Below are 20471 nucleotides of genomic sequence, written 5' to 3'. Positions count from 1 at the left end.
GATGTGCCCCTTATTAATTATTCTACATGTTTATGAAACATTTTAAAAGTTCGACCGTATTAAAAGAGGGACTAGAAAAAGGAGGATTACACAATGAATGGTAAACGCTGGGCAGCACTTGGAATTGCTGCAGGATTATTTGTTTGTTCAATCATTATGAATTTCGCGACTTCTTTCATGTTTAATGATATGGAGTCGACATTTACTGACATGCTTGATGTAGGTGACGAAATGTTTATGGAAGAAGTAATTGAAGAAGGAAGCAATCTAAAGAAAATTGCTGTACTTGAAGTGAATGGTGTGATTCAAGATTCAGGAGACGTTGGCTCATTCTTCGAGAGTGCTGGCTATAATCATAAACTATTTATGGAGAATTTGGAGTATGTCAAAGAGGATGACGCGGTAAAAGGAATTGTCATTCGGGTAAATACACCAGGTGGAGGTGTTGTTGAAAGCGCTGAAATTCATGACAAGATTATCGAAATACAAAAGGAAGCGAAGAAGCCAGTTTACATTTCAATGGGTTCGATGGCGGCTTCTGGAGGTTATTATATATCCGCACCAGCAGACAAGGTGTTTGCTAGTCCAGAAACACTTACAGGCTCTTTAGGTGTTATTATGCAAGGTTATAATTATGCCGAGCTTGCTGAAAAATATGGTGTTAAATTTAACACAATCAAAAGTGGCCCATATAAGGATATTATGAGTCCTACTCGCGAGATGACTGAAGAGGAACGAAATATTTTACAATCAATGATTAATAACTCATATGAGGGATTTGTAAAGGTAATATCTGAAGGTAGGAATATTCCGGCAGACCAAGTAAGAAAGATTGCTGATGGTAGAATATATGATGGTCGTCAAGCAAAGGAATTAAATTTAATAGACGGATTTGGCTATTTAGATGACGTGACTAGTCAAATGAAGAAGGATCATGACCTTAAGGGAGCCCAAGTGGTTAGCTATTCCGAAAATTACGGATTTGGTTCACTCTTTAGCATGGGGGCTCAAAAAATCATGATGGGGAAAGATTTTGAAATGGCGGGTATGATGAAGCTATTGTCTCAGCCAAACTCACCACGCTTAATGTATCTATATGCTGAATAAGGAGGTGCACTTAAATGAATACAAATGATTCTTTGCAACATGATCAGAATGAACAGCAAGGAACGATTGAAACACAAGAAATTCATGAACATGTGCTCACACCTTCTGAACCAATCGAAGAAAAGGAAGAACCTGTTGTTCCTTTGAGATTTGCAGGATTTTGGATGCGTTTTTGGGCATATTTAGTAGATTTGATTGTCATTGGTAGTATCGACCGATTAATTATTAATCCAATTTTCAGGGCACTTGATATTCCTTTATTTGAAACTGATTTCTTTGCACCAATCTCGATTGCTACTGCTATTACTTTCTATGGTTACTTTGTGCTAATGACAAAGTTCATGGGGCAAACATTAGGAAAAATGGTGTTTGGTTTAAAAGTAGTTCATTTAAAAGGAGATCAACTCTCATGGGGAACCGTCCTCTTTAGAGAGTGGATTGGAAGATTCATATCAGCAACTGTTGTCGTTGGTTATATCATCGTTGGTTTTTTGCCAAAGAAACAAGGATTGCATGATCTGTTTACAGATACAACGGTTGTTCATGAAAAATAACAGCAAACCCGCCATTGGCGGGTTTATTTTTTTGTGTTTTTGTCGATAATGAGGGGCTGAAGGGTGTGAACGAATGATGAAATGGCTCCTTGTCGTAGGAATTGTTTTACTAGTATTACTATTCATCTTAGTCCTATCGAAATTGAAAATTTCGGTTGATTACTTTCATGGCCAAGATAATGACCATTTACATATTGTTTTTAAGATTTGGTTTGGGTTGATTCGATATAAAATAGATGTGCCCGTGATTAAAGTAGATGAGGATTCTCCAAGTATAGTTGTGAAAGAAGAAACGGAGACAGAGGCTGGTACAGAGGGCACAACGAAAAAGAAGGATACTAAAAAGTTCACCCCTGAAGAATTATTAAAGAGTTTTAGTGATATGAACCAATTACTCAAGCATGTAATCGGGTTACATCGGATTATTCGATCTTTTTTAGGAAAGGTACAAATTACAGAACTTGAATGGCATAGTGTCATAGGGATAGGAGATGCTGCATATACGGGAATGCTAACAGGGGCATTTTGGGCGGTTAAGGGATCTATAATTGGTGCTCTAAGTCACTATATGAAACTGAAAAAAAGTCCAAAGCTTTCAATTACTCCACACTTTCAGCTTCCAATCTCGCAAACGAGATTAACATGTATGATTCAATTTCGAATCGGGCATGCTATGTTAGCAGGAATTAAGTTAGTTAAATTTTGGAAAGGTGGTCGTCCTAAATTTAAGTCACAACCGCTTTCCCAATTATCTAATAGCAAAACAAAATCTCTATAGAGGAGGAAGAACAACATGTCTGATCATCCAATACAAGGTTTAATGACAACTGCGATGGAAAGTCTGAAGGAAATGATTGATGTAAATACAATTATTGGTGATCCTGTTGAAACTCCAGATGGGAGTGTCATATTAACCGTTTCAAAGGTTGGGTTCGGATTCGCCGCAGGTGGAAGTGAGTTTGTCACAGACAGCGGACATTCATCTGGAGAGCAGCAAAATCAAAGCTCTAAACATCCTTTTGGAGGAGGTAGTGGTGGTGGAGTATCCATTACACCAATCGCTTTTCTAATTGTGAATTCGCAAGGTGTGAAAATGATCCACTTAGATGAAAGCACTCACTTATATGAAAAGCTACTAGACTTAGCTCCACAAGCAGTAGATAAAATTCAGCAAATGTTTTCAAAGAAAAATGAAGAAAAATCCCAACCAAGTGATCAGAAAAAAGCAGAAGAATACAATGGCCCAAAGCAAGACCTAGATATTTAATAGGCAAGAACAAGTTAACTTTCATCTATAGGAAGTTAGCTTTTTTCTTGCTTCATAAGAGGGAATGAAATTTATCAATTGTTGATAAGCGCTTCGACCTCCTGCTGCTACCCTTCGTGGTCATAAGCCCATTTAGAATAGGGGTAAAGAATGCCTTCTATTCTAACCTGTCAAACTTGTCCTAGCCTGATTAAGGCACTTTGCGCTTTTTATAGCCAAATTCCGTACAGACTAGCAAATTTAATTTAATAGTTCAGTTTAAAAAGTAGTAAATAATTGCAAAAAAGATTCTGAAAAGATAAGATTACACTGTACATATAAGGTTAAAGGAGGAAGTTCAGATGGCATCAATTACGTTTAAAGGAAACCCTGTTACTTTACTTGGAAAAGAGGTAAAGGTTGGAGACCATGCTCCTGATTTTACCGTACTAGCAAACGATTTATCTCAAGTAACACTTGCTGACTCAAAAGGAAGCGTACGCTTAATTAGTGTAGTACCATCTATTGATACAGGTGTATGTGATGCACAAACACGACGTTTTAATGAAGAAGCTGCTAAGTTAGACAATGTGAAAATTCTAACAGTAAGTGTAGATTTACCATTTGCACAAAAGCGCTGGTGTGCAGCTGCAGGAATCGAACAAGTTCAAACTTTATCAGATCATCGCGACCTTTCATTTGGTGAAGCTTATGGAGTTGCAATTAAAGAACTTCGTCTATTAGCTCGCGCAGTATTCGTTGTAGACTCGAATGATCAAGTAACATATGTGGAATATGTTAGTGAAGCAACTGATCATCCAAACTATGAAGCGGCAATTGAAGCCATTCAGCAAGCGAAATAAATAAAAATTAACGGGGCCTGGCTATATGCTGTGGCCTCTTTTCTAGTCGAATGTCTCCTCAAATCGTCTCCTCCTTTTTGTGTTCTTTGTGTTTCCCCATACCTATTACTTGTGCATGTGAACAAACCTCGTTACAATAGGAAAATAGAATAATGTTCGGGAGGAAAATAATGGTGAATATCTCTCCGGTCGAGGATTTATTTACAGTTTTTAATGAAACAGCAGTTCTTTTACAGGAAGAACTTGGGTGTACATATTTAGAGGCTTTAGCAGAAACTGGTGAAAACATCTTTCAGCAATCAATTCTGCAAAAGGAACTTAGTGAACTGACCGTAAGGCGACTAAAAAAAAGCTATGAGGCAAATCAATTAACCCACCATACGAAAGAACAAATTCGTAAAGCTTTTCAGCTGGCGATTTTGAAAGGGATGAAGGAGCATACACAACCAAATCATCAAATGACTCCAGATTCTGTGGGGATGTTAATTGGTTATTTAGTTAATAAATTTGTTCCTGCTGATCATTATCGGTTGCTGGACCCAGCTGTAGGGACAGGGAATTTACTGACTACTGTTTTAAACCAGCAAGAGAATAAACGTGTTGAAGCAATAGGCTCAGAGGTGGATGATCTGCTGATTAAGCTCGCTTATATTAATGCAAATCTTCAAGAGCATCCCATTCAGTTTTATAATCAGGATAGCTTAGAGCCTTTGTTTATTGAGCCTGTTGATGTCGTGGTAAGTGATTTGCCAGTGGGGTATTATCCAAATGATCTAAGAGCTGCAGATTATGAAATGAAAGCAGACGAAGGTCACTCTTATGCTCATCACTTATTTATTGAACAAAGCATGCGACATGTGCGTGATGGGGGGTATTTATTTTTGATGGTACCGAATGGGTTATTCGAAAGTACTGAAGCTCCCAAACTAAATGAATATTTGAAAAATCATGCAGTTATCCAAGGCTTATTGCAATTACCACTCACAATGTTTAAAAATAGTAGTACAGCAAAAAGCATTTTCATCATTCAGAAAAAAGGAAAAAATGTAGTTCCGCCAAAGCAAGTACTCTTAGCTGAATTACCTAGTTTGTCCAAAGCGGTAGAACTTGAAAAAATTCTTATGAAAATTGATAACTGGATCTCAGAGAATAAAAAATAATCGGATATATTATTTATAGAAGAGTGTGTTTGGGTGATTTCATCCAAGCACTTTTTTTATGAAGAAGGCGTTCTTGTGAAAAATGAATAGAAACTGAAAAATCGGAAAATATTTAATTTAAGCTGAAAGCGATATCATTATAAGATGCGTCTTGATAATTGATGTATTCAGTGATTAAATGGGGAATTGAGAGATAGAATTGATGGCGGTTGTACAAAATAATGTTATGTCATGCTACAACAACCATTATGAGCGTTTTTAATATATTAGTTGGTATCTGAAATGAATAAGCAGATTACATAAAAAGGAGCGGAACACATTATGGCAAAAATGATCGCAATCAATGCGGGTAGTTCATCATTGAAATTCCAATTATTCGAAATGCCAAGTGAAGATGTTATTACAAAGGGGCTAATTGAGCGAATTGGATTGGAAGATTCAGTTTTCAACATTTCCTTTAATGGTGAAAAAATTAAAGAAATTTCAAATATCCCAAACCATTCAGTAGCAGTGAAAATGCTATTAGATAAGCTAATTAGCCTAGGGGTTATCAAGTCTTTTGATGAAATTGAAGGAGTTGGTCACCGTGTCGTTCATGGCGGAGAAGCTTTCAATGATTCGATCGTCATTACGGATGAGGTAATTGAAAAAATTGATGAGTTATCAGAACTTGCTCCATTGCATAACCCAGCTAATATTACAGGGATTAAGGCTTTCCAAGAAATCATGCCAAATGTTCCAGCAGTTGCTGTATTTGACACAGCGTTTCATCAAACAATGCCAGAAAGCTCGTTTCTATATAGCTTACCTTATGAATATTATGAGAAGTATGGAATTCGTAAATATGGTTTCCATGGAACATCCCATAAGTATGTTTCAGAACGTGCAGCAGAAATGCTTGGTCGCCCATTAGAGCAGCTTCGTCTGATTTCTTGCCACTTAGGAAATGGAGCAAGTATTGCTGCAATCGAAGGCGGAAAGTCTATTGATACATCAATGGGCTTTACACCGCTTGCAGGAGTTACAATGGGGACTCGCTCTGGGAACATTGATCCAGCACTTATTCCATTTATTATGGAAAAAACAGATAAGAGTGCAGATGAAGTATTAGACGTTCTTAATAAGAAAAGTGGAATGCTAGGTGTGTCTGGCTTCTCAAGTGACCTTCGTGACATTGAGGTACAGGCAGAAGAGGGAAATGAGAGAGCTGAGCTAGCTTTAGAGGTATTTGCTAATCGTATTCATAAGTATATCGGTTCTTATGCATCTCGTATGTTCGGGGTTGATGCGATTATCTTCACAGCTGGAATTGGTGAAAACAGTGACGTCATTCGTGAGCGTGTATTAAAAGGCTTAGAGTTCATGGGCGTATACTGGGATCCTTCATTAAATAAAGTGCGCGGAGAGGAAGCATTTATTAGCCACCCACACTCACCAGTTAAGGTTATGATTATTCCAACAAATGAAGAAGTCATGATTGCAAGAGATATCGTACGTTTAACAAAATAATAAATGTAGTTCATATAAAAAAGGGATTCAGAAGATTTTTTCTGATCCCTTTTTTTGTTGCTAGTTCATTCCTTCTACAGCATCCTTTTCCTCTATGCAAGATTTGGCAATGTGTATGTGCTATACTGAAAGTAAATGAAGACGAAGCAGGAGGATTTCTACAATGCCATTAACTGAGCGTGAAAAAAGTGCATTTCTGAAATTGAAAGAGTGGGAAAATCATCTCTACGATTACGAACCGAATGATTTACAGTTGACCTTCGATAAATATCTAGATCGTTCCTTTTCACTTTTACCTGAAGAAACGCAGCAACAGTTTTTTTCTGTTCTAGATAATTGGTTGTTTTACCTTCATGCCTTAATTCAAGGTTCACAGCTACAAATGGATGCAAAAGATCGGATTATAACCGCAGGTAGAGTCTTCAATCCAGAAATTGAAGAAATTGAAAATTTAGGTTCTTTATCCATTGAGCAATTACAATATATCGCACAGCAACAAATTGCACGTCATCGTTTATATTCATTTGCACAAGGTGGAATGGCTGGAACCGGTGAAGCCTTATTAATCGGTTCAGATATTCCTGCGATGGCTGTTATTAATTTACGTGTTGTTCAATTAATTGCCATGACTTACGGCTTTGAAGTAAACACCCCCTTCGAAATGATGACATCCTTAAAGGTATTTCATTGCGCTACGATGCCATCACGCATGCAGGCAATCGGATGGAATGAGCTAATGGAAGAGCTAAAGGATACAAACGAACGGTATTTTTATGAAGGGAACGAAGATCTAACAGACATAACCTGGTTAGAACAGCCAATAAAACAACTTTTTAAAGCAATGGTAATAGTGCTTCTTAAAAGAAAATCAATACAAGGGATCCCGCTATTTAGCATGGCTGTAGGTGCTGGTTCTAACTACCAACTAACAAAGAAAGTAACAAATTTTACTCATAATTATTATCAGTATCGATATTTATTAGAGAAGAAAGGTGAACATTCGTGAGTACAATTGAACACAAGAAAGCCTCACCACGAGTAATACATTGTAAGATTATTACCGTTAGCGATACAAGGAATCAAGACACAGATAAAAGTGGGAAAATGATGATTGAATTACTTCAAGAAGCAGGACATATCGTATCGGACTATGTCATTGTAAAAGATGACAAAGAGCCTATTCGTCATGAAATAATAAAAGGAAGCGAAGATCCAGCTATTGATGTGATTCTTACAAATGGTGGGACAGGGATTGCTTTAAGAGATGTGACAATAGAAACTGCAAGGGAAATATTTCAAAAGGAAATGAGTGGATTCGGAGAACTCTTTCGGTTTCTGAGCTATCAAGAGGATATTGGCTCTGCTGCAATTTTATCGAGAGCGATAGCGGGTGTGATAAATAACAAAGCTGTCTTCTGTACCCCAGGCTCAACAGGGGCTGTTAAACTAGCTATGAACAAGCTTATCTTACCAGAAATCGGCCATGTAGTCAGAGAATTAAGAAAAGACTTGCCATAATATATAAAAAACTCGCTAATGAGCGAGTTTTTTAATTGTGCATCTTCCCTGCCATTTCTTGATTGGAACGATACCATAACCAAAGGTCATTAATGATTGAAGCGAGGTCCGCAATTTCACTATTTAGTTGACATGAACGAGCGAAATCACTTTCGTCAGATAGCTGAGCCTGCTTTTGATTAATGACTTCTTCAAGGTCTGTAATTCGATCAGGAATTTTCCCCCGTACTTTTTCCCAATAAAGGAGAATGGCTTGCTGAGTATATTTAGAATATTCATCCCATTCTTTTTTTAAGTCGGGGATAGGTATTCCTAGTCTAGTATCAATTGAGAAATGTTCCTCCATGCTTCTGCCCCCAAATGCCATATTACTCTCATTCTACTATATCCTATATAATGCTGCTATTGAAAGTAAAATACTGTCATTAAACAATAATTTATTTTTATACATTTTTGTTAATAAGTATTGAAAAATTTTAATTGAATTGGTAAAGTGATAATTGTATAAAAAAACTATGTATTGTATTTTTATTCAGATATATTGGAGGAGTTCAAATGGATAATCAAAAGGTTGTATTGGCATACTCTGGTGGATTAGATACATCAGTTGCAATTAAATGGCTACAGGAGCAAGGTTACTCAGTAGTAGCTTGTTGCTTAGATGTAGGAGAGGGAAAAGATCTGGAATTTATTCAACAAAAAGCGTTACTAGTCGGAGCTGCTGAATCAATTGTAATTGATGCAAAAGAGGAGTTTGCTCAAGATTATGCACGATTAGCTATGCAGGCTCATGCGCTATATGAAGGGAAATATCCCCTTGTATCTGCATTATCTCGTCCCTTAATCGCTCAAAAACTTGTAGAAGTAGCTGAGAAGGTAGGAGCCATTGCCGTTGCACATGGTTGTACAGGGAAAGGGAATGACCAGGTGCGTTTCGAAGTATCTATCCAAGCCTTAAATCCTGGGCTTCAAGTGTTAGCTCCTGTACGGGAATGGAGCTGGTCACGTGAAGAGGAAATACAATATGCGAAAGAAAAAGGGATTCCGATTCCTATCAATGTAGATAGTCCGTTTTCAATTGATCAAAATTTATGGGGACGCAGCAATGAATGTGGTGTGCTAGAGGACCCTTGGGCGGCACCACCTGAAGAAGCATATGATTTAACAGTGAGTATTGAAAAGGCACCAGACACACCAGATGTTGTTGAAATTGAATTTAAGGAAGGGGTTCCTGTAAAGCTAGATGGTCAGTCTTACTCATTATCAAATCTGATTTTAAAGCTGAATGAAACGGCTGGAAAGCATGGGGTTGGCCGAATTGATCACGTTGAAAACAGACTAGTTGGAATAAAATCTCGCGAGGTATACGAGTGTCCTGGTGCGATCACATTAATTAAGGCACATAAAGAATTAGAAGATATTACACTTGTAAAAGAGGTTGCTCATTTTAAACCAGTCATTGAGAAGAAATTAACTGAACTGATCTATGAAGGTCTTTGGTTCTCTCCATTGAAACTTGCTCTTACTGCATTTCTAAGTGAAACTCAAAAGCATGTAACTGGGACTGTAAGAGTGAAGCTATTTAAAGGTCATGCCATTGTTGAAGGAAGAAAATCTCCAAATTCTTTATATGACGAAAAACTAGCCACCTATACATCAGAGGATGAATTCGATCACTCGGCTGCAATTGGGTTTATTCAATTATGGGGACTACCGACAAAGGTTCATAGCATGGTTCAAAATAAGAAGGTGAATGTGTGAATAAGCTTTGGAGCGGACGTTTTACAAAAACATCAGAAGAATGGGTAGATGAATTTGGAGCATCTATCTCATTTGATCAAGAGTTAGTTCTTGAGGATTTGCAGGGAAGTGTTGCACACGTAGATATGCTTGGCAAGTGCCAAATAATTAGCGAGGAAGAGGCGCAAAGGATTCTAGAAGGTCTAGAAATACTAAAGAAGAAGGCGACCAACGATGAACTCTCTTTTTCGGTAAAGCTCGAAGATATCCATTTGAATTTAGAAAGCAAGCTAACGGAATTAATTGGTCCAGTTGGTGGGAAGCTTCATACAGGCCGTAGCCGAAATGATCAAGTGGCAACAGATATGCATCTATATTTACGCACCCATGTGAAGGAAATCATTCTACTAATAGAGGAATTACAAACGGCGATTCTCAAGAAAGCAGAACAGAATATTGAAACCATTATGCCAGGATATACACATTTGCAAAGAGCACAGCCGATCTCTTTTGCCCATCATTTTATGGCTTATTTTTGGATGCTAGAAAGAGATAAACAAAGGTTTATAGAAAGCTTAAAAAGAATTAACCTTTCCCCTTTAGGTTCAGGTGCTTTAGCTGGAACTACTTTTCCGATTGATCGCTCATTAACTGCGGATCTTTTAGGATTTGAGGGAATCTATGAAAATAGTATGGATGCAGTTAGCGATCGTGATTTTATTCTTGAGTTTCTATCTGGCAGTTCTATCTTGATGATGCATTTATCCAGACTGAGTGAGGAAATTATCCTTTGGTCTAGTCATGAATTTCAATTTATTGAGCTAGATGATTGCTATGCGACAGGCAGTAGTATCATGCCTCAGAAAAAAAATCCTGATATGGCAGAGCTAATTAGAGGGAAAACAGGACGAGTGTATGGAAACTTAATGGGTCTATTAACCGTTCTAAAGGGATTGCCATTAGCCTACAATAAAGATATGCAAGAAGACAAAGAGGGCATGTTCGATACAGTGAAGACGGTGACAGGATCTGTGAAAATATTTGCTGGTATGATTGAATCGATGAAGGTAAATCAAGAGCGTATGGAAAATTCAACCAAACAAGATTTCTCCAATGCAACAGAACTGGCAGATTATTTATCCAGTAAAGGAGTTCCATTTCGAGAAGCACATGAAGTGGTTGGGAAGCTTGTCCTTAAATGCATTCAACATCGTTGCTATCTAATGGATTTAAGCTTAGAAGAATATAAAAAAGCGAATGAAAAGTTTGAAGAAGATATATATAAGTATCTAGACCCACGGACAGCTGTGAAAAGGCGTACGAGCGCTGGTGGAACGGGCTTTGAACAAGTCGAGCTCGCCATTAAGAAAGCAAAGCTTCTGTTAGGTAAGGATATAGTGAAAAGCACGCTATAAATAGCGTGCTTCTTTGCTAATTATTCATCTTTTTCAGTGCGAACGACTAATACGTCACAAGGAGCATAACGAGTAATGTGCTCAGAAACACTTCCAATAAAGAAGCGTTCAACTGCGTTTAAGCCTGTTGCCCCGCAGATAATTAAGTCGATATCATGTTTAATGGCGATATCCTTAGGCACCTTTACTTTTGGAGATCCGTAATCAATATCATATTTTACTTCTGTAACGCCTGCTTCTTCTGCTTGCTTCTTATAGTTTTCCATCAGCTCTTCGGCAAATCGGTTAGCTCTTTCAGCTATTGTACGGTCATACGCTTCCACTGTCGCGAAAGTACGAGTATCAATAATATGAGCTAACACAAGCTTAGCATGATTTCTCTTAGCGATTTCAATTGCCTTCTTAAATGCCCATTCAGCTTCCTTCGAACCATCTACAGCTACCAAAATGTTCTGATAAGTGAGTCCCATGTTATATCTCCTCCTTTACCTATATTATACATTTTAATATCGTGAATATCTGTAACAGAATTTCGAAAAATTAAGAAGGTGGTAAAAACTAAAAAGGAGTTGATCGAAAGTGAAAAAGAAAGAGCCAAAAGGGCAGTCTCACTATGAGTATGACCAATCAGGTGAAAGTGAAGTTAGTCAGCAAATCATGAATGCCTATAACAGTGGGGTGATTGATCAACAAAATGGTCAATATCAGAATGTAGAGGAGCCAACAGAAGGTCAAATCGATTAATCAACTGATTGGAGGAGGCTCCTAAAAGAAGGAGTCTCCTCTAGTCATTTTATGAATTTTGATAAACGAACAAGCGCTAGGTACATTCCCAGCGTCACTATAAAGGAAAAGAAGCCAGGTGATAGCGGATCTGGCAAGACCGAATAGATACTAGCACCAAAACACAGAGCAGTGAAACCAACCTGATTCCATTTGTATTTATTTTGAATAATATCCTCCATATGACGCTCATCTAAATTCAACTTTTTCACAAATAGAAAATCTGCTACGATTACTGCAGAAATCGGAATGATTAATGTTCCGAGTAGCGATATATAGCTTTTCGCCTGGTCTACAATGGTTGGAAAGCAGCTTAATGTAATGGCGGTTATTCCAAAGAAAATGGAGCTTTTTACACGTCCAATAGACGGTAAGATGTTTAATAAGCTAAATCCTCCTGTATACGCATTATTTAAGTTTATTGAAATCATCGACACCATTGAACAGAGCAAAATAAGAAATAACGTAAACATGGAAGATGTCAAAGAGCTTACAGCAACAAATGGATTCCATTCACCAAGTAGTGCTGCTGATAACGCTCCTAATGATGCGGTAATGATAAAACCAAAAGTGTTTCCTGAGTACAGACCCCAAAAAGCACCTCGAACTGATTTTGCATATCTTGCCATATCCGCTGATGAACTTACCCCTGAAATATATTGAACAAAAGCGAGACTAGCATAGAAAAAGAACGAAGATAGCTTAAAGTCATGGTGGAATAGCTGGGTTGTTCCCGCTGAGGATGCTTCTTTAATCAATAAGGTAAATAACACCACTTGGCCAATAAATAAGAACGGAATAAAATACTTGACGACTTTTTTTACTACTTCAAATCCGACTAATGCTAATACACTCATAAGGGTTGCAAGCGAAATGGCAACCGGGAGAAAAGGTATCTGAATACCTACCAGTTTTTTTGCTAATTCAATTAAAACAAGGGTACCTCCAATGGTTTGAACAGAAAACCAATAGAGTGAAGTGAGTGATCGGACCGGGGAAGCAATATAACGTGCCATAAATATCCCTAACATACTTCGAAGGGCATATTGGGCAGGAATCCCATTTTTTGATCCAGGACTCGTTAGTAAAGATACAAATATGAATGCTACAGCAGCGCCTAGCACGGTTGAGAGTACTGCAGCGTAAAAGGAGAGACCGCCCGATAACACAGCTAATGCTGGAACGAGGAAATTTCCTGAATTGACGGAGAAACCTACTTGTAAAATAAAATAATCAACCCATTTTGTTGTTTTGAGCTCAGATGGAACGGCTTCTAAACCGTATCTCTCCACGGTTATGGAGCTTGTATATGAAGCCTTTGCTATGGAAGTCATATTACTTTCCTTTCTCTTTTAGACTACATATCTATTCTATATGACAAAGGCATACTATAGGCGTTATTTTTTCAATATTTATTTTATTTATTTTTAGTAGAAATCATAGAGCAGGTTTTGTTATTATGAAAGTGCTTTCAGCCGAATTCGATATTTTTCTTTCATCTATACTTGTAAAGGTGTTATATTTATTACGGCTTTTCCTTTTTGTATTGATTCATTTAAATATAGATTTTGTTCATTCTATGTTTAAAGACTGATGATTTTAGGCATGAATAGAGCTTTGAAATATTATTATAGGAGGTATGCAAAATGCGTATCGGAGTACCTAGAGAGATAAAGAATAATGAAAATCGTGTCGCAATGACTCCCGCTGGTGTAGTTAATTTAATTAATTTTGGGCATGAGGTATACATAGAGAAGAATGCTGGTGTAGGTTCTGGCTTTAACGATGCAGACTATGTAAACGCAGGTGCAAACATTGTTGATACAGCTGCAGAAGCATGGTCAATGGAAATGGTTATGAAGGTAAAAGAGCCATTGGAAGAAGAGTATCAATATTTTCGTGAAGGACTCATTTTATTTACTTATTTACACTTAGCTCCAGAGCCAGAATTAACAAAAGCTCTTATTGAAAATAAAGTGGTTGGAATCGCTTATGAAACGGTTCAACTTCCAAACCACACGCTTCCACTATTAACACCAATGAGTGAAGTAGCTGGAAGAATGGCTACGCAAATAGGTGCTCAATTCTTAGAAAAGGTACATGGTGGTAAAGGAATTTTACTTGCTGGTGTTCCTGGGGTAAAAAGAGGCAAAGTCACGATCATTGGTGGGGGAGTTGCTGGTACAAATGCTGCGAAGATGGCAATTGGTCTAGGTGCTAACGTAACCATCATCGACTTAAGTCCAGATCGTCTACGTCAGTTAGATGATATTTTTGGAAGTGACGTAACTACTTTAATGTCGAATCCATATAACATCGCTGAAGCTGTTAAAGATTCAGATCTAGTTATTGGAGCGGTTCTAATTCCTGGAGCAAAAGCACCAAAGCTTGTAACAGAAGAAATGATTGTTTCTATGACTCCCGGTTCAGTTGTAGTTGATATTGCTATTGACCAAGGTGGAATTTTCGAAACAACTGACCGTATCACTACACATGATAACCCAACATATGAAAAGCACGGTGTTGTTCACTATGCGGTAGCTAATATGCCAGGAGCTGTTCCTCGTACATCTACTATTGCTTTAACAAATGTAACGGTTCCTTATGCAGTGCAAATTGCTAATAAAGGGTACAAGCAAGCATGCTTAGATAACGAAGCATTATTAAAAGGAATCAACACGTTAGAAGGATATGTAACTTACAAAGCTGTTGCAGAAGCTCATAATGTAGATTATTCAGATGCGAAGACACTTTTGAATAACTAATCTTGATTTTATAACTGTAGTTAACTTTGCTCAAATGAGCGGTTGGCTACAGTTTTTTGTTGTTAGCTGATTTTTGATATGAAATACAGATTTATGTGTGAAAGTTACGGATATTTGATGCAAACCGGTGGATATATCGGCTATGCTGGCGGATTTCTGATCAAAACTGACGGATTTTATTTAAAATAGAGCTAAACTATTATCGCTGATATAATGCAATTTTTTCTGATAAATGAAAAAAACGCTGATACATTTAATTTATCGGTGATAAATCTGAAAAATAGCAGGTGTCGTCTTTTCACCCCCTCATTCCCTTGACTTTTCCAAGCCAATGAAACGAAAAGGAGCTCGGTTGAATACCTTACCGAGCTCCTTTTTTAAAAAAATAAGACTATTTAATCGTTTGTAATTCTTTTGGGAATTTCGTTAATACTTCCACACCATCTTTTGTTAAATAGAGATCATCTTCTATACGCACTCCTGCAACATTTGGAACGTAAATTCCTGGTTCGATCGTAAAGACCATGCCCTCTTCAAGCAATAATGAGTTCGTTTCCGTTAAGGAAGGATACTCATGAACGCTAATTCCTAGACCATGGCCAAGACGATGAGGGAAATATTCTCCGTACCCAGCTTCGCGAATATGATTTCTAGCAATCAGATCAATTTCTGAACAAGGTACTCCAGGTTTGCATGCTTCTAACGCCTTTAGTTGAGCTTGCAGTACTGTGTCATAAATTTCTTTCTGCTTATCATCCATGTCACCGAATGCGACAGTTCGTGTAATATCTGAACAGTAACCATCAACAACTACACCTAAGTCAAAAAGAACGAGGTCTCCCTTTTTGATTTTTGTAAGTCCGGGTGTACCGTGTGGAGAAGCGGCATTTGCGCCTGTTAATACCATTGTTGAAAAGGACATTTCATTAACGCCTTTTTTCTTTAATGCATATTCAACTGCTGCTAGCACATCTAGCTCAGTTTTCCCTTCAGCAATCTCTTCACAGCCAACTTGGATGGCGTAATCTGCCAGTTCGCATGCTCGGCGGATTGTTTTTAATTCATACTCATCCTTCACCATACGAAGCTTTCTTAGCTTTTCTTCAGCTGGCACGAAAGTAGCACCATTAAACAAATATGTGATGGCTTCATAACGCTCAACATTCATATGTTCTTTTTCAATAGCAACTTTTTGAACGTGGCTTAATCGTTTGTTAATGGAGTTATGTATCAATTCCCAAGGCTGGTCTATATCGCTATACCCGATAATCTCATAGTTCCAGCCAGCATTCTTGGCATCTTGAACTTCCATGCTTGGACAAACGAGGAACGGTTCTTCGTCTTGAAATATTGCTAATCCTAGTAAACGCTCATGTGGATCACTAAGAAATCCACTTAAATAAAAGACATTCTCAGGTGAAGTGATAAAGCTTACCTGAATATCATTTTCCTTCATCCATTGGGATACCTTTTGGAGTTTATGATTCATTTGTTGTTCCCTCCTATAATGAGTCTATAATGAGATTAGCAATTTAGTTAAGAATTGTAAACTTTTATAATACAATAAATAAGGGTATAAAGGTAATAGATGATTGTCCGCTTAACTAAGTAGGTTTGAATGCAATATTTATATTTCAAGAATATATAGGGGTGTTCAAAGCGTCCCACAGTAAAAATCAACAAAAAGATAGGAGATGAGAGAATGAAGGTTTCATATCATGGGCATGCAGTTGTGAAAATTGAACATAGGGATTATACAATTTTGATAGATCCGTTTATATCTGGTAATTCTCTAACAGACTTACAGGTAGACAGTGTAAAGCCGGACGTAATCATTATTACTCACGGCCATGATGATCATATTGGTGATACGGTAGAATTGGCAAAGAAAAACAATTCACTCGTCATTGCAAATTACGAATTAGCGACATATTTAAGCTGGCAAGGGTTGAATACTCACGCTATGCATATTGGAGGGAGCTATTCATTCGATTTTGGTCGAGTAAAATTAACGCAAGCGTTTCATGGAACAGGCTATGAGACGGAAAACAAAGAACTCATCTATCTAGGAATGCCTGCAGGAGTATTAGTAATGATTGATGATAAAACTATTTATCATGCAGGAGATACGGGATTGTTTTCAGACATGAAGCTGATAGGCGAACGTCACCCAATTGATATTGCCTTCCTGCCGATAGGAGATAATTTTACAATGGGACCTGAGGATGCAGCTTATGCAGCAAATCTTTTAAATGCTAAAATAGTGGTGCCAATTCACTATAATACATTTCCCCCAATTAAGCAGGATCCCTATCAATTTATAGAGCTTCTTGAGTCAGGTAAAGGAAAAGTGTTAGACCCTGGTGAAGGAATCGAGCTGTGAGGATAGATTGGCTATAGGTATAGTCCTCACTCTGCCTGAACCGAACAACAAATTCCATTAATTTTCTCTAGCGTGTCCGCATATATATGGATAGATAGGATGACAAGGGGGAAGGTTCAATGAATAAAAATCGCTATTTACTATGCTTACTTGTATGCGGACTTCTACTGTATTATGCAGCTCCAAGGCTTTCAATATTTAGTGAGGGGGCTGAAGGGATGTTTGCGATTACATGGCTTCTTTTCGCTTTATTCGTCATTGCAGGCAATTTGTCAGCACTCCTCTATGCTCCAAAGCAAGTGAAAACGGAAGTTCTTCAGAAAAGGAATCAAACAAGGAAAAAAGTTCGATCCTACCAATAAGTTTCTTTTCCGTACGATATCGAATTGAATTCCTGTCAAGCTTCACCTTATAATAAGAAAGAAGTAAATTTTTCTAGGGGCTGTGTAGAAAATTCTTTGCAGCCTTCATTGAATCGTATGTTGCATGCGATTTTCGAAAAATAGAAAAGAGCGAACAAAGTTAGAGGGTGAAGTTCTTGGCTACAAAGCATGAACAAATATTAGAATATATTGATAGTCTACCTGTTGGGGAAAAAATCTCTGTTAGACAAATTGCCAAGGCGTTAAATGTGAGCGAGGGTACTGCTTATCGCGCGATTAAAGATGCTGAAAATAAAGGGTATGTAAGTACAATAGAGCGTGTCGGAACCATTCGGATTGAGAGAAAAAAGAAGGAAAATATCGAGAAGCTGACATTTGCTGAAGTGGTTAATATTGTCGATGGACAAGTATTAGGCGGGCGAGCTGGATTACATAAAACGTTAAATAAATTTGTAATCGGTGCTATGAAGCTAGACGCGATGATGCGTTATACAGGTGCTGGCAATCTGTTAATTGTCGGAAATCGAACGAAAGCACACGAACAAGCACTAAAGGCTGGTGCTGCTGTGTTAATTACAGGTGGATTTGATAGTGAGGACGAAGTAAAGAAGCTTGCAGATGAACTACAAATGCCGATTATATCAACAAGTTATGATACATTTACAGTCGCAACGATGATAAACCGGGCAATTTATGACCAGCTCATTAAGAAAGAAATCGTTCTTGTAGAGGATATACTTACTCCTCTTAGCGAAACCATTTATCTTAACACGACCGATGTCGTAGGAACATGGCATGAGCATAACAGAGAGTCCTTGCACAGCCGGTTTCCTGTAGTTGACAATAATTTAAAGCTACAAGGGATGGTTACTTCAAAGGATGTCATGGGGAATGATCCAGAAATGCCGATTGAGAAAATCATGACAAAGAACCCAATGACAGTAATGGAAAAGACAAGTGTCGCTTCTGCTGCCCATATGATGGTATGGGAAGGAATTGAAGTACTCCCTGTTGTGGATGAAGGCAATAAATTAATGGGGATTATTAGTAGGCAGGATGTTCTAAAAGCGTTACAAATGATTCAACGTCAACCACAGGTTGGTGAAACACTTGATGATATTGTAACGAATCAACTTGTCCTGATGAAAGGAAAGACAAAGAGCGAAGATGTGTATCGTTGTGAAGTTACTCCGCAAATGACGAACCATATTGGAACGATTTCTTATGGAGTATTTACAACGATCGTATCAGAAGCAGCTAATCGAGTACTGCGAGATTATAAAAAAGGTGACTTGGTTGTCGAGAATATGACGATTTACTTTATAAAACCTGTTCAAATTGATAGCACGCTTGAAATTTGCCCTCGCGTCCTTGAAGTCGGACGTAAGTTTGGTAAAGTAGATGTAGAGGTGTTTAACGAAGGAATGTTAGTAGGAAAAGCAATGATGATGTGTCAGCTTATTGATCGTCAATAAATTATTCGTCTTCATTAGCTGTAGACGATAGATTTCTTAGGACCTATTGTTCGTCTTCATTCTATTAAGATATTTACAGTACAGATAATGGAAAAGGGCTGTTTTCTATAATCATTTTAATCAACAAAGCACAATAGCATCATAAAAAAAACGCCGTTTCATAAAAGAAACGGCTTTCTTTACAATCGAATATATGACTAGTTTGCTTGTTTTGCCTCGTCAATAGCAAGGGGGAGGTAGTACTTATACGCACGAATTCCACCTATGATATTCGCGATTCCTAAAACAATAAATATTGCGGCTACAATATAGGTAACTGTCGTTTGATAAAGGAATAATTGGTTTAACCCAAATAATCCGACAAATGAACCAAGAGCGACACTGGATTTTGCAGAAATCCATTTCTTCTCTACAGGACGGTTGCAGCGGAAAAACTTCACTTTATAAAAGACATAAAAAGAAAGTGAGAATATAATTAAGATAGCAAAGATTGGCATGATAACTTCCTCCATATAAACAATCTCCTATCATTTTAACGGGAATTAGGTGGAAATGCTAGAAATGTTTCTTTGGCAATAAGAATTTACTAACAAATGCAAGCCAATCAGAAGGAGCAGATAATGAGACAGGAAATCTTAAATGAAATAAAGCAATATGACACGATTATTATCCACCGCCATGTTAGGCCAGACCCAGATGCATATGGCTCACAGGGAGGGTTAGCAGAAATTTTGAAAGCATCCTTTCCAGAAAAAACAATTTATACTGTTGGCAAAGAGGAGCCTTCTTTAAATTATCTTCGTCGGTTAGACCAAATAGAGGACGAGGCCTATAAAGGGGCGCTTGTGATTGTATGTGATACGGCAAACGCAGAGAGAATCTGTGATGAGCGTTATCATTTAGGCCAAAAGCTGATAAAAATTGACCATCATCCAAATGAGGACCCGTATGGAGACCTTCTTTGGGTAGATACAACGGCAAGTTCTGTAAGCGAGATGATCTATGATTTTTTCTTGTATGGGAAAGACAAAGGGCTAAAAATGTCTGATGAAGCAGCCCGCTTATTATTTGCAGGAATTGTAGGGGACACTGGAAGATTTTTATATCCAAGTACCTCTGATAAAACATTCTCTCATGCAGGTGAGTTAATTCATTATCATTTCTCTAGAACAGAGTTATTTGATCAAATGTATGAGCTTCCTATGAATGTTGTTAAACTACATGGGTATGTGCTTCAAGGGTTTGAGATGCAAGATGACGGTGTAGCCAAGGTAACGCTCACGAAAGAGCAGCTTAGTGAATTTGGTGTTTCTCCCTCTGAAGCTTCTTTATTAGTTAGTGCCTTAGGGCATATTGCTGGCATTAAAGCATGGGTGTTTTTCATTGAAGAAGACGATCAAATTCGCGTTCGATTACGTTCAAAAGGTCCAGTAATTAATGGGATTGCTCGCAAGTATAGAGGCGGAGGGCATCCACTAGCTGCAGGTGCATCGATTCATTCATGGGATGAAGTAGATACGGTGATACAGGATCTAATCGCAGCTTGTCAGGACTAAGATAGAATGGCGCT

22 protein-coding genes are annotated in these 20471 nt (G+C 37.9%); 17 read left to right on the top strand and 5 right to left on the bottom strand.

The genetic code is table 11. From position 1 onward, the window contains the following. Window positions 1-93: 93 nt before the first annotated feature. From sppA to LS684_RS16170, 9 genes are all read left to right on the top strand, one after another. Complete coding sequence (sppA, locus tag LS684_RS16210) at window positions 94-1107, top strand: signal peptide peptidase SppA (RefSeq protein WP_233807456.1); 1014 nt, start codon at window positions 94-96, stop codon at window positions 1105-1107. 164 nt (window positions 1108-1271) lie between these two features. Next, window positions 1272-1661, top strand: coding sequence for an RDD family protein (locus LS684_RS16205; RefSeq protein WP_432418831.1), 390 nt, complete (start codon window positions 1272-1274; stop codon window positions 1659-1661). A 73-nt stretch (window positions 1662-1734) separates the two neighbouring features. Continuing rightward, complete coding sequence (locus LS684_RS16200) at window positions 1735-2439, top strand: DUF2953 domain-containing protein (RefSeq protein ID WP_349293070.1); 705 nt, start codon at window positions 1735-1737, stop codon at window positions 2437-2439. A 15-nt stretch (window positions 2440-2454) separates the two neighbouring features. Beyond that, window positions 2455-2928 (top strand): GerW family sporulation protein, encoded by a 474-nt coding sequence (gene ytfJ, locus LS684_RS16195; protein WP_233807452.1) that lies wholly within the window; start codon window positions 2455-2457, stop codon window positions 2926-2928. Window positions 2929-3269: 341 nt separating this feature from the next. Then, the gene (tpx, locus tag LS684_RS16190) at window positions 3270-3770 is read left to right on the top strand and encodes a thiol peroxidase (protein ID WP_233807450.1); all 501 of its coding nucleotides are present in this window, start codon (window positions 3270-3272) and stop codon (window positions 3768-3770) included. Between the two features lie 173 nt (window positions 3771-3943). Next, complete coding sequence (locus tag LS684_RS16185; RefSeq protein ID WP_233811685.1) at window positions 3944-4930, top strand: class I SAM-dependent methyltransferase; 987 nt, start codon at window positions 3944-3946, stop codon at window positions 4928-4930. Window positions 4931-5251: 321 nt separating this feature from the next. Next, complete coding sequence (locus tag LS684_RS16180) at window positions 5252-6439, top strand: acetate kinase (RefSeq protein WP_233807449.1); 1188 nt, start codon at window positions 5252-5254, stop codon at window positions 6437-6439. A gap of 163 nt (window positions 6440-6602) precedes the next feature. After that, window positions 6603-7445 (top strand): EcsC family protein, encoded by an 843-nt coding sequence (locus LS684_RS16175; protein ID WP_233807448.1) that lies wholly within the window; start codon window positions 6603-6605, stop codon window positions 7443-7445. Beyond that, window positions 7442-7957, top strand: coding sequence for a MogA/MoaB family molybdenum cofactor biosynthesis protein (locus LS684_RS16170; RefSeq protein WP_233807447.1), 516 nt, complete (start codon window positions 7442-7444; stop codon window positions 7955-7957). The genes LS684_RS16175 and LS684_RS16170 overlap by 4 nt, the downstream gene beginning before the upstream one ends. Before the next feature lie 31 nt (window positions 7958-7988). Here the strand turns inward: LS684_RS16170 and LS684_RS16165 are convergent, their stop codons facing one another. Beyond that, on the bottom strand, window positions 7989-8303 hold the full coding sequence (locus LS684_RS16165; RefSeq protein WP_233807446.1) for a hypothetical protein: 315 nt from the start codon (window positions 8301-8303) through the stop codon (window positions 7989-7991). A 209-nt stretch (window positions 8304-8512) separates the two neighbouring features. On the opposite strand from LS684_RS16165, the gene LS684_RS16160 reads away from it, so the two are divergent. Together LS684_RS16160 and argH are read left to right on the top strand one after the other, a co-directional pair. Next, window positions 8513-9718, top strand: coding sequence for an argininosuccinate synthase (locus tag LS684_RS16160; RefSeq protein ID WP_233807445.1), 1206 nt, complete (start codon window positions 8513-8515; stop codon window positions 9716-9718). Next, complete coding sequence (gene argH / locus LS684_RS16155) at window positions 9715-11112, top strand: argininosuccinate lyase (protein WP_233807444.1); 1398 nt, start codon at window positions 9715-9717, stop codon at window positions 11110-11112. Before LS684_RS16160 ends, argH begins: the two co-directional genes overlap by 4 nt. Before the next feature lie 20 nt (window positions 11113-11132). On the opposite strand, the gene LS684_RS16150 is transcribed toward argH, so the two are convergent. After that, on the bottom strand, window positions 11133-11582 hold the full coding sequence (locus LS684_RS16150) for a universal stress protein (protein ID WP_233807442.1): 450 nt from the start codon (window positions 11580-11582) through the stop codon (window positions 11133-11135). Window positions 11583-11691: 109 nt separating this feature from the next. Between LS684_RS16150 and LS684_RS16145 the strand changes: the two genes are divergently transcribed. After that, window positions 11692-11856, top strand: a complete 165-nt coding sequence (locus LS684_RS16145; protein WP_233807440.1) for a hypothetical protein — start codon at window positions 11692-11694, stop codon at window positions 11854-11856. 44 nt (window positions 11857-11900) lie between these two features. On the opposite strand, the gene LS684_RS16140 is transcribed toward LS684_RS16145, so the two are convergent. Continuing rightward, window positions 11901-13229, bottom strand: a complete 1329-nt coding sequence (locus tag LS684_RS16140) for a purine-cytosine permease family protein (RefSeq protein ID WP_233807438.1) — start codon at window positions 13227-13229, stop codon at window positions 11901-11903. 312 nt (window positions 13230-13541) lie between these two features. Here LS684_RS16140 and ald point away from each other — a divergent pair, with 312 nt between their 5' ends. Continuing rightward, window positions 13542-14660: an alanine dehydrogenase gene (ald, locus tag LS684_RS16135; RefSeq protein WP_233807436.1), complete on the top strand. Its 1119-nt coding sequence runs from the start codon at window positions 13542-13544 to the stop codon at window positions 14658-14660. 391 nt (window positions 14661-15051) lie between these two features. On the opposite strand, the gene LS684_RS16130 is transcribed toward ald, so the two are convergent. Next, a complete protein-coding gene (locus tag LS684_RS16130; protein WP_233807434.1) occupies window positions 15052-16149 on the bottom strand; it encodes a M24 family metallopeptidase in 1098 nt (365 codons plus the stop codon). 213 nt (window positions 16150-16362) lie between these two features. On the opposite strand from LS684_RS16130, the gene LS684_RS16125 reads away from it, so the two are divergent. The 3 genes from LS684_RS16125 to LS684_RS16115 all read left to right on the top strand — a co-directional run bounded on the left by LS684_RS16125 (window position 16363) and on the right by LS684_RS16115 (window position 18901). Then, the gene (locus tag LS684_RS16125) at window positions 16363-17043 is read left to right on the top strand and encodes a metal-dependent hydrolase (RefSeq protein ID WP_233807432.1); all 681 of its coding nucleotides are present in this window, start codon (window positions 16363-16365) and stop codon (window positions 17041-17043) included. A 119-nt stretch (window positions 17044-17162) separates the two neighbouring features. Then, a complete protein-coding gene (locus tag LS684_RS16120) occupies window positions 17163-17405 on the top strand; it encodes a hypothetical protein (RefSeq protein ID WP_233807430.1) in 243 nt (80 codons plus the stop codon). Window positions 17406-17581: 176 nt separating this feature from the next. Then, window positions 17582-18901, top strand: a complete 1320-nt coding sequence (locus tag LS684_RS16115) for a CBS domain-containing protein (protein ID WP_233807428.1) — start codon at window positions 17582-17584, stop codon at window positions 18899-18901. Window positions 18902-19098: 197 nt separating this feature from the next. Here the strand turns inward: LS684_RS16115 and LS684_RS16110 are convergent, their stop codons facing one another. Continuing rightward, window positions 19099-19398 (bottom strand): YtpI family protein, encoded by a 300-nt coding sequence (locus tag LS684_RS16110; RefSeq protein ID WP_233811684.1) that lies wholly within the window; start codon window positions 19396-19398, stop codon window positions 19099-19101. Window positions 19399-19521: 123 nt separating this feature from the next. Here LS684_RS16110 and LS684_RS16105 point away from each other — a divergent pair, with 123 nt between their 5' ends. Then, complete coding sequence (locus LS684_RS16105; RefSeq protein WP_233807427.1) at window positions 19522-20457, top strand: DHH family phosphoesterase; 936 nt, start codon at window positions 19522-19524, stop codon at window positions 20455-20457. Window positions 20458-20471 lie beyond the last annotated feature (14 nt).

The sequence above is a fragment of the Cytobacillus spongiae genome, assembly GCF_021390075.1.
The sequence above is the reverse complement of the archived record's forward strand: the minus strand, read 5'-3'. Positions and strand labels throughout refer to the sequence as shown.